We start from the raw sequence: 14,390 nt of genomic DNA, 5'->3' as shown, positions 1-14,390 counted from the left end.
CTTATCTGCCTTCTATATACTCAAATTGCCGCTGAAACGGCGGGCTTTCGGACAATTTCGTTGCGGGGACTAGGGTCAACGATGGGCTTGAGACAAGTGAAGGCGGATGGGCAATCCCGCTCCGCCATGCTGGATTCGATCGGCAGGACGCTGACGACCGCAACCAATGGGATCAAGGCTCTCGCCGATCACCTGACGACGGATGAAGTCTTTGCGCGCAGCCTTGTGGACGCGGTCGAATTGATCGGCGACAGCGAGGGCCGGGTCGTCGTGTCGGGCGTCGGCAAGAGCGGCCATATCGGCCGCAAGATCGCGGCGACCATGGCGTCCACCGGCACGTCCGCCTATTTCGTCCATCCGACCGAGGCGAGCCATGGCGATCTCGGTATGGTCACGTCGCAGGATGTTCTGATCCTGCTTTCCTGGTCGGGAGAGACGGCCGAGCTTGGCAACATGCTCACCTATGCCAAGCGCTTCAAGGTGCCAGTCATTTCGATCTGCGCCAATCGCGACAGCATCCTTGCCCGCAACTCCGACGTTGCCCTGGTGCTGCCCAAGGTGCCGGAGGCCTGTCCGCACGGCCTCGCGCCCACGACGTCCGCCATGCTGCAGCTCGCGGTCGGAGACGCCTTGGCGATCGCGCTCCTCGAGCGACGCGGGTTCTCGGCTGAAGATTTCAAGACATTCCACCCCGGCGGCAAGCTCGGCGCGCAACTGCGCCTGGTGCATGAACTGGCGCATGTGGCAGAACAGGTGCCGCTGCTTTCGGTCGGCCGTCCGATGAGCGAAGCGGTCATCGAGATGTCGTCGAAGGGATTTGGCGTTGTCGGCATTGTCGAAGAAGGCGGCACGCTGATCGGTGTGATTACCGACGGCGACCTGCGCCGCCACATGGCGGGGGATCTGCTGCTTCAGCGGGTCGAGGACGTGATGTCGCGCAATCCGAGGGTCGTCAAAGGCGATGTCCTTGCCAGCGCCGCCATGGAGTTCATGCAGGAGAACAAGGTGACCGTCCTTTTCCTGGTCGACGACGCCGGGCTCCCGGTCGGCATCCTGCACATTCACGACCTCTTGCGCGCCGGCGTGGCGTGATCCGACCGTCAACGGCGGGCGATGACGTCAGCCGCCCCCAAGTGCAACAGGGCGCGCGCTTTTCGCCGGTTTTCGCCTGGGCGGAGGGTCGATGAAGGCCCCGGGCTCGTTGACGACGCCCTGATGCAAACGCTCCGCGATCGCGTTTGCGCCGGCGCTAGTGCCTGCGCTCGAATAGAAATTACCGCGCACCTGGATTGCCGCGGCCATCAATCTGAACAAGGCCGCACTCAAGGCGGCATCCGGCCCTCGAGGCGTTTGCCAGAACGCATCCAGCGGCTGCTGATCGGTGAGCCCAGCAATGTCGAATACGGCACTGCCGAGCACTTTTACGGGCTTGCCCTGTTTCAACGCATGCAGACCGGCGGTCGAGTTGACCGTGACGACGCCCGCGCTCCCCTGCGCCAAAGCGTCCAGATTGCCGCCGTCGAGATAAGCGACGCGGTCCGCGATTCCGGTCTTGGCTGCTGCTTCAGCGACGACCTTGCGCCAGCGGATGAGGCCATTGTCCAGGGGGTGGGTCTTGATCGCAAGTTTGCTGCCCGCGGGGGCGTGGTGTGCGAAAGAGGCGAGGATCGCGCGGATCGCTTCCTTCTGGCTGTTGAACGGCGAGTGCGCACGCAGTTGATAGTCGGTCTCCAACTGCAGCGGATAGACGAAATAATCGCTGCCCTCCGAGGCTAGCGAGCGGATGAGGGCATCGGCTGCGCGTTGTCGCCGCCTCTGCGTGGTTAGGCGCAAGAGCCACCCCGCATATTCCGCCAGGGGATGAAATATCCCGTGCCGGCGATAGCCCGGAAAAAGAAAGAAAAGGAAGACGTTCGGAAGATTGTAAAGCAGATCGCAGGTTGCTTCGGCGAGGAAGGACTGCTCGTAACGCCGCCGCCAGTCCGGTTCCGGCAGGCCGGCAGCCGCGCTGAGGATCTGGTCTGGTTCGGCTGGAAAATGCGAGTTGGACGACATGCCGCCACGCTCCAGCGTCAACCAGTCCGGGCGCAAATAGCCCATCTCCACGATGAAGACGGCAACGCCTGTCTGGCCGGCAGCGGCGATCGCGGCCTGATGGTAGGGGCGCTCTTCGCCAAGGAGCACGAGGTCGGTAACGGCGCGGCGACGGATGAAGGCCTCAACAAAGGCTGGCCACGCCGACATGGAACCGCGGTAATTGAAGGCGCCTCCGCGTCGCCAGAAGATCTGGTCGCCGACATTGAGGTTGATGCGAAGGCAAGTGTGGCCCAATGCCTCGAGCCGGTCTGCGATCTTGGCAAAGATCGGCGACGAGGGACCCTGTAGAAACAGGAATGTCCTTGGTGTCGAGCGATTGATCGTCGTGTCCGCTGTCATTGCCAGTCGCCGCCGCTATTGCAGCGCATCCTTTTGCAGGTTCGCATATCTGAGCAGCGACCGTATCAGGTTCCAGGGGTCCTCGTCCTTGGGTGCTTTCGCACCGGATTGGGCGGGGCGGGCCTTGGCGAGCGGCACGATGAAATAGTCCGTCCGGGGATCCGGGAACGGGTCCGCGAAGGATTTCAGCAGAGGCGCATGGTCGCCGTAGAACACGAGCCAGACGGGACGCTCGAGCTTGTTGAGACTGTCGACCAGCTGCTTGAGGGCAGCATCCGACTGCTGCAGGATTTCCATGTAGATATCGACGGGATTCGTGAGCGTGTCCACGCGGCCGGGCTCCCACGGGCCGTGATTGGCCATGGACGCGACGAAGAAAAAGCCGCTTTCGTCTTCCGGAAGCTTTTCGACTTCCGCGATCACTCTTTCTGTCAGTTTCGCGTCGGACACATAGAGCCCGTCGCGCTCGGGCTTGTGGTCGAAGGCGTCCAGCATGGTGAGCTTGTCGAAGCCAAGCTGTGGCATTGCCTTGTGCCGGAGAAAGAACGTGCGGTCATAAGGGTGGATGAAGTGTGTATGCCAGCCGGCGCGCTTCAGTTTTCCCGGCCAGACGACATCTGCGTAATGGGAGGCGCGCAGATAGGGATAGCTCGCATCGACATGGAGATCGTCCGGCACAAGTCCGCTCAGCACAGCGAACTCGGTACGCAAGGTATAGCCGCCCTCGAACACGTTGCTGAGGCGGCCCCACTGTATCGCCTGTTTGCGCAGCCGGTCGATTGTCGGCAGCTTGATCGTCTTGACGCCGAAGTGGCGCATGTCGATGAAGGATTCCGATTGCCAGACGATGATCAGCGGGGCTTCCTCGTGCCCGATCAGATCCAGCACGACGGCGCGAAGCCGTTCAGAGAGCTCGGCGACGATTTTTTCGCGTTTCACGCCCAGCCATATGATGAAATGGAAGACGACAGAGGCAAACGTCCCAAAGCGCACCGTATTCGTCTTGACCTTGACGGCCTTTACGAGCTTTTGCACGAGGGCCGCTGTCGGCCGGTTCACCGGACCATAGAACAATAGCCCCCAAGGCGCGCTTGCCGCGAGGATCATCAGCAGAATCCAGAACAACTTGCCTCCCGCGGGCAAGATGCTCGGCTCGAAATACATGTAGAGTGCGGAGACGCCGAACACGTAAAGGAATGCGACGATCCAGAACAGGATATTCAGCGAAGTCGCGTAGAAGATCGTCTTGTATTTGAAGACGTCCGCAACAAGGGCGATGTCTGAGAAAACCAGCGGCTCGCGGATGAACTTGAACTTCGCGCGGGAAATGCCGGTGAAGATGATAAAGAAGCTCATGACTCCGGCAGCGGCATAGAGGGGCCGCCAGGAAATCGCGAAAAAACCAGCAAAGACGAGTGCTATGACCGGCAGGCGTGCGAGCGCGTCGATGATATCATGATTGCGTCCGTAGGGAGGCCTGTTTCTCCTGCGCTCGCGTGCCGGCAGAGCGAAGCGATCCGTGAAGAAAATCACCGCACAGGACAGGAGATAGCAAAAGAGGGTCAGCGCTGCCGGGTAGTCATGCAGTTGGAAGGGAAGAAGCGCCAAGCCGATACCTTTGAGCCATTTCACCGCCGACGCCGCCTCGGCAGCAGGCCGTCGCTCGACACTTAAATGCTAACGTTGGCCGGCACAAGCGCGGCCGCACCCCGGTGCCTTCACCGTCCACTATTACGGGCGATTGCCCTGTCGAACCACCAGTCGAGGAGCGGTCTGACGGCCGGTCCGAAGCGGCCGAGCAGGAAAAGCGTAAGGCCGAAATAGACTTCAGGCCGCCGCCGGTCGATGGCCTTCACGAGCCTGCTTGCGACCGCTTCGGCGGTCCAGGGCCGCACCGCCCCCATCACCACGGTTGCTTCGGGCGGCCGCTGGCCGAGTTCTCGCGCGAGCTGCGGTGTCTTGGTATCGGGCGGAAAGCTGACCGACACTCCGACATTGTGGCGGCGCGCCTCGCTTCTGAGCGCCTGGGCAAAGCCGTGCAACGCGAATTTCGACGCGCTATAGGCGGTATAGCCGTGAATACCGATCAAGCCGGCGCCCGAGGAGATCATCATGATGCGGCCGCTGCGCCGCCGCTTCATTTCCGGATAGACGGCGCGTACGGCATGCACCGTGCCGCAGAGGTTCGTTTCGATCTGTCGGCGAAAGATCGTGCTTTGCTGCTCCTCGAAAGGTGCCGGTTCGACGATGCCGGCCGAGGTCACGAGAATGTCGCAGGGGCCGAATGTTTCGGTGCAGCGTCGAATGGCCGTTTCGATTTCTTCCTCGCGGGCAACGTCGGCTGCCTCCACGTGGATATCTCCGGCCATTGCACCATGCTCCGAGACAAGCATTTCTTTGGCCTGGTCCAGAAGATCGCGGGAACGTGCGATGAGAGAAAGCCGTGCGCCCCGGCTCGCGTAGACGGATGCTAGTGCCAGGCCTATGCCGCTCGAGCCACCGGTGATGATCACATGGGTCATGCTGAGGTTCCGCCTGCGGCTCAAGGGGACAGAGGTTTCACTGCAATTCACGTCTGTAACGGTTTTCCGCCTGGAATTGCGTAATGACTAGCGCGCCGAGAGCGCCTTCAACATCTGTTCGATATCGACTCCGCCAAGCCCGAAATTCCGTTCGGTCAAATCCTTGAGGCGCTCGGCGGTCAGCGCGACGGTACGGCGGATCTGCTCCTTCGTGTGATCGCTGGTAATGAAGAAGCGCAGCCGCGCCGATCCTTCCGGTACGGCAGGATGGATGATCGGCAGCACATTCACTCCCGCCGCGAGCAGATCGTTGGAAAGCTGCACCGCGCGCAACGAATCGCCGACGATGACGGGAACGACCGAGAAGCCGCCGCTCAAGCCCGTATCGAGGCCTGCTTCCTTGGCGAGCTTGAGGAACAGGCCGCCGTTGCGCCTGAGCGCCGCGGTGCGTTCGGGTTCGCGTTCGAGGATATCGAGGCTTGCGACCGCTGAAGCGCCGAGCACCGGTGCCAGGCCGACGCTGTAGACGAAGCCACCGGCCGATGCTTTAAGCACCGCCGCCAATGCCTCGTTCCCGGCAATATAGCCGCCGCAGCTCGACGTCGTTTTCGACAGCGTTCCCATCCAGATGTCGACCTCGTGGGGATCGACGCCGAAGTGTTCGGCGAGCCCCTTGCCGTGCGGCCCGAGAACGCCCAGTGAATGGGCCTCGTCGACCATCAGCCAGAAACCATATTCGGCCTTGAGCTTCAGCAGGGCAGGAAGGTTCGCGACATCGCCGTCCATCGAATAAATGCCTTCGACGATGACCATGATGTGACGATATTCTCCGGCGACCGTGCGCAGCACATGCTCGAGATCGGCCGTGTCGTTGTGCTTGAAGAGGCGGCGCGTGGCGCCGGAAAGCTTGATGCCGGCGAGCGCGCTGTTGTGGATGAACTCGTCATGGATGACGAGATCCTTGGGACCCATCAGGCAGCTGATGGCGGCAACGTTGGTGAGATAGCCGCTGACGAAACAAACCGCCGCTTCGACGCCGTAGAAGCGCGCGATCTTTTCCTCGAGCTCGACATGCACGGGCCGCTCGCCGGCAACGAGCCTGCTCGCGGAGGCGGAAATGCCGAAGTTCCCGATCGTGTCGCGCGCTCTGTCGAGTACGTGGGCGTGGCGGTTCAGCCCGAGGTAATCGTAGGAGGCGAAGTTGATCATCGTGCGGCCGTCGATCACCGTCGTCGCGCCGGCAGCCGTCTGGTGTGCCCGATAGAAGGGATTGGCGATGCCCAGCTGCTCGCTCGCGAATTTCTGCGTAATCACTTGCTTATATTCGGGAAGATCCTCGAAGCGCGCCTGGCGGCGACGGGGAGGGGCTGGCAACTCCCGTTCCGAGCGCGCCATCCGGTTGCGCTCCGACGATTGATGCGTGTTCCTCATCCTGTCCAGTAGGTTCTCCTTGAGGCTGCTGTTCATCTTGGAGAAGGTCTGGCCGTTTCCGTCATTGCTCATTGGCTCAGTGCTTTTTCCCTGTCCGCCCCGGCGTGGCGCTGTGTAAGTTCGGTTACCAGCCGGTCATCGGCTGCCTCGCCATCGTCACCCTGGTCCCGCTTGCTTACCTTTTCATAGAGTTTGCGCGCAACGTCGCCCACCGTCGTATTGTCGGCGACGCCGCTCAAGGGCATGTCGAAGCCGGTGTTCTGCTGGAAGCTCATTCCGAGTTCCACCGCCATCAGGCTGTCCAGGCCGATTTCCTTCAGGATCTTGCCGCGGGTCACCGTATCTTTCGACACCCGAAGGATCGCGGCGATCTCGCCTGCCACCAGGTCGAACAGGATGTCTTCCGCTTCCTGCGGCGACTTCCCCTCGATCATCGCGACGAGGTCCATATGAGTTCCCTCGGCACCGGAAGAATGCTGGTCCGCGCTGCGCAGGATCACCTCGAACAGCGCGTTGCGGGCAACCGGCAGGTTGCGCGCGGCCGTCCAGTCGATCTCCGAAATCATCACGACCGCCGCATCGACGGTGCCGGGATCCGAGGCGATGTGGCTTTCGACCATGTCGAGCGCCACCTGGGACTTCAAGGCGGTCTTGCCGATGCGCTTGGCCAGAAGATCGTTCACATCGGTGTTCTGCGCGAGATAACCGGCGTCGGCGATCGCGCCGAAGCCGACGGCGAGACCCGGGAGACCCTCCGCGCGCCGGGCCCGGGCAAGGCCTTCGAGATAGCCGTTGGCCGCGACATAGTTGGCCTGTCCGGGATTGCCGACAAGCGTCGTTGCCGACGAGAACAGGATGAAATTGTCGAGCTCGTCGTCACGCGTCAGCCGGTCGAGGATCGCAGCGCCCTTGGCCTTCGTGTCGATCACCGGCCGGTTGCGCTCGCGGTTGAGATTGCTGATCAGGGCGTCGTCCAGCACCATAGCCGCATGGACGACGGAACGCAGCGGCGCCTCGGTGCGAAGCGTCGCGAGAAGCCCGTCGACCGCGGCCGCATCGGTGATGTCGCAGGCATGGAGCGAGGCGGACACGCCCGTCTTCTGCCAGCGCGCGAGCATCGCGCTCGTCTCGGCGTCCGCCTGACCGCGGCGAGAGCACAGAGCGATCCTGCGTGCGCCCTTCTCGACCAGCCAGTTGGCGGCTGCGAGACCGAATCCGCCGATGCCGCCGACGACGAGATGTACGCCGTCCGGATCCACTTTGACGCCCTTATGCGGCTTCACGGCGATCTCGTGCTTGCCGGCGACCGGCGGCAGGACGACGATCTTGCCGATGTGCCCGGCATTCTGCATCAGGCGGAAGGCGTTGCCAATTTCATCGAAATCGAAGGCGCGGTAGGGCAGCGGCGTCAGCTTGCCTTCCTCGAAAAGCGCCCCGATTTCCATGAAGATGCGTTTGGTGAGCGCAGGCGCATTGACTAGAAGCTGGTCCGCATCGATGCCGAAATAGCTGACATTGCGCCGGAACGGCCGCAATCCGATCTTGCTGTCCGCGTAGTAGTCGCGCTTACCGAGTTCCAGGAACCGGCCGAAAGGCTTCACCAGCGCGAGGCTTTGTTCCATCGCTTCGGCGAACAGCGAGTTCAGCACGAGATCGACGCCCTCTCCGCCGGTGACGGCGCGCACGTCGTTGACGAAACCGAGCGACCGCGAATCGAAGACGTGATCGGCACCGAGCATCGCCAGGAAGCGCCGTTTTTCGCGCGTTCCAGCCGTCGCTATGACCTTGGCGCCCTTGAGCTTGGCGACCTGGAGCGCGGCGAGACCGACGCCGCCGGCAGCGCCATGGATGAGGATCGTCTCTCCGGCCTGGATACGGCCGAGCTCGACCATCGCGTAGTAGGCCGTGAGGAAAGCGACGGGCACGGTGGCCGCGGCCACGGGGCTGATGGTCCGCGGCAGTTTTGCGACGCCAGCGCGGGATACGACGGCGTGCGTCGAGAATGCCGAAGGTGCGATCGCCATGACCGCGTCGCCGACGGCCAGGTCGTCGACCCCTTCGCCGACGGCGACCACGTGGCCGGAAAGCTCCATGCCGATCGTTGCGCCGGCAAACCCGTCCTCGAGCGCTTCTTCGGGAAGAAGGCCCATGGCCCACATCACGTCACGGAAGTTCAGGCCCGTTGCCGCAACGGCGACGACGATCTCGCCCTGTCTGGCCTGCGGCACATCCGCTTCCTCCCAGGCGATGCTCGCAACCTGCGAGCTGACGCGCTGGCGGATCGTCGCTGCCGCAAAGGCGCTTGTCTTGCCTTCGGTTCTGACCGCGGGGCCGGGAACGGCGCGGATTTCCGAGAGCAATCCAGTGGCCTTGTCCAGCAACCATTCACGATTTGGACCGGACACCGTCAACAGCGGCAGCGCCGAAGTAATGCCATCCTCCAGGCCCGCCTTGTCGTGACCGTCGAGGTCGAGCGAATGGACATCGAGGAATTCGTACTCGTTCTGCAGAACACGAGCGAACGCCCAGAGCCCGGAATTCACACCGGAACTGACCGCGACGCCATCTGCCCGCGAAGCAACCGGCGCGCCGCCCGGAGCGACGATCACCAGCCGAGGGCGGTCGTCGCCGGACAGGTCAGCATCTCCGACACGCTGCCTTAGCGCTTCGACGAAGGCGCTCAGCGCAAGCACATGAGCCTGCAGCGAGGCGGAGTCGGTGTCGCTTGCATGACCGGTCGCCGGCGAAACCAACACCGCGCGAACAGGATTCTGCCCCAAGTTGCCGAGTGCGGCCTGCAGCGTTGCAACGTCGGCCGCCATATCGCCTGCCAGCAGTACCGGGACGGCGTCTGCGGACATCGACGCCGCGTCGTGGGGGGCACGTTCCACCTGAATGACCAGGTAGGGGCCGGCAACGGCCTTGATCGCCTGCACCGGTTCGCCGGATGCTGTCGTAGCAGCCGCGCCGCGGGCCTCGAGCAGAATGATGTTGCCGTGTGCACACTCGTGGTCTGCGACGTTGATGTCGCGCAGCCCGAGATCTGTCAGACATTTCTGCCAATGCGGCACGGCGGCAAGATTGCCGATCGGGAACTCGGCCGTCTGGCTGCGGGCAAACCAGCCGTCGGAAAGGCCGAGAGCGAAGTCGCCGAAGATCGAGGGAGCGCTGACGGCGGCAGCAAGCGCGCCGCCTTCGCGCAGCATCAAGCGCAATGCGGTGCGCAGCGCGATTTCGTCCTCGATCAGCTGGTAAAGATGGTCCGAGGCGCTGACGGCGAGATCGAAGGGTGCGATTGCCGCGAATTCGCTCTTTTTGAGAATGCGCACATGCGCATCGTTCTCGAATGCGATCTCAAGGTTGCGCTGCGCGTTGTCGCGCGGTTCGGCGACGATCAGGCTCGCGCCATGACGCGCCGCCAGGTCGGCGAGCCGACGCGTGAAGCCCGTCGAAACGCTTCCGAATTCGACAATGCGCAAGGGGATGCCGGTGGTTTGTGCTGTCAGTGCCCGTTCCACAGCGCCGAGCACCCGCTCCATGCGCTGCCGGCTCGCAACGGAATGCACGGCCTGGTGGTCGAGCGTCGCGTCGCTGATGAAGCCCGCGCTGAAGGCGTGCGCCTGGTCGCCGTCCGGCCCCGCAGCGAAAAGCGCGTCGAGCCGGCTTAAGGCTTCGGCGTAGGCATTGTTGATGAGCACGCCTTCGACCGCGCGATCGGGACGCTCGCCATAGAGTTCGCCGAGGATTTCGGCCACGGTCGGAAGGCTGAACTCCCGCGCAACGGTCCAGACACCATTTTGATGTTCGCTGAGTCCGGCGTCCTCCAATACATAGAGGCAGCTTGTCAGGAAACACTGGAAGGCGAAGTCGCCGGGCAGGGCATCGCCGTGGATCGTGGCGCCTCCCCTTGCAAGCTTCAGCGCGATCTCCTGGCAGGCGCGGTAGGTCGCAGCGTTGAATAGCAAAGTCGCGTTGTCGACGCTGTCATCGCCACCGGCGGGCGCCGTCAGCAAATGCGGCATGGGTGCGGCCGGCTTGGCACCGGGCAGCGTCATCTCGGAAAGCACGGTCTCGTAGTGGAAGGAAAGCCCATCCAGCGTCTTGTGCTTGCGCAAATAGGTGCGGCGGAAACGACAATCGTCGAAATGCGCAATCGCTTCGCCCGACTTGTCGAAGAAATGGAACCTCGCCTTGATCGAATTGGCGCTGACGCGCTCGATCTCGATCGTGGCGCGGGCTATCGGCCGTCCGGCGTTGACGACACGCACGGAACCGAAGCGTACCGGAATGTAGGGTGCTCCGCCCTTGTCACCCGTGAAGCGGTCGAAGAGCGCAACGAGCCCATGGAACGTTGCGTCGACGGAGATTGGATGAAGAGAATAGCTGACGAGCGGGTGTCCCGCCCCGTTCGGCGCCTTCAGTTCGACGTCAACGATCCGGTCGCCGTATGCGACAGCCTTTGAAAGCAACTGGAAGCTTGGACCGTAATCGAGCCCGAATTGTTTCGCCGTCTCGTAGGCTTTCGAAGGATCGACACTTGCCGTTTTCGCCAATTTGGCGACGGACGGAGAGGCATTATTCTTTCCGGGCACGGGCTTGCGGCTTCGCGCAACGGCATGCACTGTCCAGTCGTCCTCCGAGAGGCGCTCGCGCGAACGGATCTCGATGTCGCCTGTCTCGGGTGACAGGATGGTCGAGAGCTCCATCATGCGGCTGTCGCTGAGCTCCAACGGGCGAACGATCTCCAGGTTGGTAATCTCCACCTCGTCGTTGCCGTAATATTGCTGCGCGGCGGAGACGGCCACCTCGATGAAGCCGCTGCCCGGCAGAATCGGCTTGCCGTCGACGACATGCTCGGCAAGGTCCGGGAAGAGATGCGCATCGACATGGTTCTTCCAGCTGCCGCTGTTCGGATCGCCGCGCCAGCCCGTCAGGCGATAAGGCCGGGCGGAACGGCCGAAGAGGTCGCTCGCATCGGTCGTCGCCGCAGGCCGCAATTCTACCGGTTCGAAGGGCAGTGCGGGCAGTTCGACGAAGGCGTTGCGCTTTCCGTAGACGCGGGGCCGGTCGACCGCCGCACCGTGCGCGACGGCGCGCGCCATCGAAGCCGAAATCGGATCGTGACCGCTCTGGCCGACGTCCCGAAGCAACGTCGGAACGACCGCCGCCGGGAAGGCCGCCTGCTTGATTGTTTCCTTGACATAGGATGCCAGGATCGGGCGCGGGGAAATTTCGATGAAAAGCCGGCAGCCGAGTTCGAGCGCCGCCTCCGCGGCGGCCTGGAAGCGGACCGGTTCACGGACGTTTTTCCACCAATAGTCCGGGTCAAGCTGCGTTCCGTCGAGTGCGGCGCCGGTTACGGTCGAGAGAAAGGTCAGCTCTGTCCGCCGCGGGGCAATGTCCGGAATGTCGGAAAGGAAGGACTGCTTTGCCTTGTCGATGACCGGATGGTGGAACGGATAGTTGATGTCGAGGATCTGGACCGGGATCTTGGCCTTGCGTGCGGCGTCGCGGAACGCAGAAATTTCATGCGCCGGACCGGACATCGTGACCGAATTATGTGCGTTGACGGCTGCGACGCAGAGCCCGTTGAGACCGCGCGCTTGCGCGAACGCCTCGGCGGCTTCCTCGCCGAGCATCACGGCTGCCATCGTTCCCTGACCAGCCAGGAGATCCTGATGCAGCGAGCGCTTGGCAACGATCGACACGGCATCGACGAGCGACACGGCGCCAGCCGCATAGGCAGCGGCGATCTCGCCGACCGAGTGGCCGAAGACGGCTGTCGGCTGGATGCCCATCGCGACCAGCGAATCGGAGAGAGCAGCCTGGACGGCGAAAAGCAGCGGCTGCGCGACCTTCGTATCCGAGAGCTTCTTGTCGAGTTCCGGATCCGTCAGAAGGTCGGTCAGGACGATGTCGGAATGGAACTTGAAGAGCGCGCTGACGGACGTGAAGGACTGGCGGAAGTGCAGGTTCTCGCGGAAGGCTTCGACGCCCATGCCGGCCCATTGGGAACCGTTGCCCGAGAAGACGAACGCGACTTTTGCATCCTTCACCGGGGCTTCGCCCACTTCGCCGATGTCGGAGCCGGGCTTCTCCAGATGGTTGGCGATCGCCCGCACGATATCTTCTGGGTGATCGCTGCGCGCCGCGAAGCGATGGCGCATATGGGTGCGGTTGGCGCCGGAGGCGGCGATCATCGCGCGCGTCTCTTCCTTCGAGGCACTCGCAAAGCTCGCCTTGTACTCCTTCAACAGGTTCTCGAGGCTCGACGCCGTGTGGGCGCTTGCCATGAATACGTGACCGGCCGACGAAGGCGCGGGTTTCTCGTCCTGTACCGTTTCCGGGTCGCTGATGACCACATGCGCGTTGGCGCCACCGAAGCCGAAGGAGTTGATGCCGGCAAGCCGTGCACGCTTGCCTCTCAGCAGTTCGATCGGGTTGGCGGTGACGCGAACGTTCAGTCCATCGAAATCGATATGTTCGTTCGGCGTATCGAAATGCAGCGACGCCGGTAGGTAGTTATGTTCGAGCGCCAGAACGGCCTTCATCATGCCGAACAGTCCGGACGCCGGTTCGGTGTGGCCGATATTGGACTTTATGGAGCCGATTGGCACCGGCGCCCTGCGCTTGGCGCCAATGACAGTGCCGATGGACCATACTTCCGCCGGGTCGCCCACCTTCGTGCCGGTACCGTGGCCTTCGACGAAGGCGACCTGGTTGGCGTCGATGCCGTTGCCTTCGTAGATGGCCCTAAGCAAGTTGGCCTGCGCCTCGCGCGAAGGAAGCGAAATGCCGTTGGTCCGGCCGGCCGAGTTGACCCCGGTTGCCACGATTTTGGCGTAGCTGCGGTCGCGTTCGCGGCGCGCCCGATCCGAGCGGCGCAGGATGAAAACGACGCCGCCTTCGGCGCGAACATAGCCGGCGCCGTCGTTGTCATAGGCCCGGCAGAGGCCTTCCGGCGACAGCATTCGCGCCTGGGCGAAGCCGACGAAGGGAAGGGGATGGGCAAGAATGTTGACGCCACCGACGATCGCCGTGTCGATCTCGCCTGCGTTGAGCGCCCGCATCGCCTGATCGAGCGCCACGAGCGAAGAGGAACACGCGGTATCCACCGTCATGCTCGGCCCGCTCAACCCGAAGATGTGGGAAATGCGGTTGGAGACGATCGAAAGCGTGTTGCCGGTCATGAAATAAGGACCGGCGGCGGCGGGATCTTCGACCGTCAGGTTGGCGTGGTCGAGGCTCGACGCGCCGACATAAACGCCGACATTCTCGCCATGGAGGGAGGCAATGGAAATGTTGGCATCCTCGAGCGCGCGCCAGGCGAGCTGCAACAGCACGCGCTGCTGCGGATCCATATACATGGCTTCCCGCTGGGACATGCCGAAGACAGCCGGATCGAAATCATAGATTTGATCGAGCACACCGGCGGCAAAAGAATAGGTCTTGCCTTGCACGCCCATGACGGGATGCCAAAAGCGCGCCAAATCCCAACGGTCCGAGGGAACGCTGGACACGGTGCATTTGCCCTGCCGAAGGATCTTGAACAGCGCCTCAGGCGATTTCGCTCCGGGGGCGAGGCATGCACGCCCTATGATTTCAACAGTCATGTATGATCGAACGCTCTAAACTGCCGTTAAAATTGTCCTAGCCAATTGCCGTACTAAACGTAAATTGCAATTGGTGAGATTACCGATTTGTTATTTTCCCCGATTTTATTCGTCGAGCTGTCCCCGCTGTATTAGTGAGCTTTTAACTCAAAGTACCTAGCTTTCAACCCCAACGGCTTAGATACACAGGTCGTGAGGGCCCATCCAGACAATTACGGCGACGGATCGTAAACAATGTCGAGGAGGTATGACCGGAAAGGCGCAGTGCCGAATATTTTGGCTGCCCGGCGGCGAGGTGGCTTGTTGTGAAACGGCGATTGTGCTTTGCAGTGACCGGCGGATTCCCTGCCGGGAAAACATACGGCGCAGATCTGTAAGCAGAATCATC

6 protein-coding genes are annotated in these 14,390 nt (G+C 62.5%); 1 reads left to right on the top strand and 5 read right to left on the bottom strand.

Annotation, left to right across the window (positions count from 1 at the left end):
- Window positions 1–81 precede the first annotated feature (81 nt).
- Complete coding sequence (locus PZN02_RS03230) at window positions 82–1,092, top strand: KpsF/GutQ family sugar-phosphate isomerase (RefSeq protein WP_280660184.1); 1,011 nt, start codon at window positions 82–84, stop codon at window positions 1,090–1,092.
- Window positions 1,093–1,119: 27 nt separating this feature from the next.
- Here the strand turns inward: PZN02_RS03230 and PZN02_RS03225 are convergent, their stop codons facing one another.
- The 5 genes from PZN02_RS03225 to PZN02_RS03205 form a co-directional block, all read right to left on the bottom strand.
- Window positions 1,120–2,436: a capsule biosynthesis protein gene (locus PZN02_RS03225; RefSeq protein WP_280660183.1), complete on the bottom strand. Its 1,317-nt coding sequence runs from the start codon at window positions 2,434–2,436 to the stop codon at window positions 1,120–1,122.
- Window positions 2,437–2,451: 15 nt separating this feature from the next.
- Window positions 2,452–4,068 (bottom strand): LTA synthase family protein, encoded by a 1,617-nt coding sequence (locus PZN02_RS03220; protein WP_280660182.1) that lies wholly within the window; start codon window positions 4,066–4,068, stop codon window positions 2,452–2,454.
- Window positions 4,069–4,154: 86 nt separating this feature from the next.
- Window positions 4,155–4,958 (bottom strand): SDR family oxidoreductase, encoded by an 804-nt coding sequence (locus tag PZN02_RS03215; protein WP_280660181.1) that lies wholly within the window; start codon window positions 4,956–4,958, stop codon window positions 4,155–4,157.
- An 87-nt stretch (window positions 4,959–5,045) separates the two neighbouring features.
- Window positions 5,046–6,461 (bottom strand): aminotransferase class I/II-fold pyridoxal phosphate-dependent enzyme, encoded by a 1,416-nt coding sequence (locus tag PZN02_RS03210; protein ID WP_280660180.1) that lies wholly within the window; start codon window positions 6,459–6,461, stop codon window positions 5,046–5,048.
- Window positions 6,458–14,002 carry a type I polyketide synthase gene (locus PZN02_RS03205; protein ID WP_280660179.1) on the bottom strand — a complete coding sequence of 2,515 codons (7,545 nt, stop codon included), beginning with the start codon at window positions 14,000–14,002 and terminating at the stop codon, window positions 6,458–6,460. Before PZN02_RS03205 ends, PZN02_RS03210 begins: the two co-directional genes overlap by 4 nt.
- Window positions 14,003–14,390: the final 388 nt, after the last annotated feature.

Origin of the sequence: Sinorhizobium garamanticum (assembly GCF_029892065.1) — a bacterium.
Classification (GTDB): domain Bacteria; phylum Pseudomonadota; class Alphaproteobacteria; order Rhizobiales; family Rhizobiaceae; genus Sinorhizobium; species Sinorhizobium garamanticum.
The sequence above is the reverse complement of the archived record's forward strand: the minus strand, read 5'-3'. Positions and strand labels throughout refer to the sequence as shown.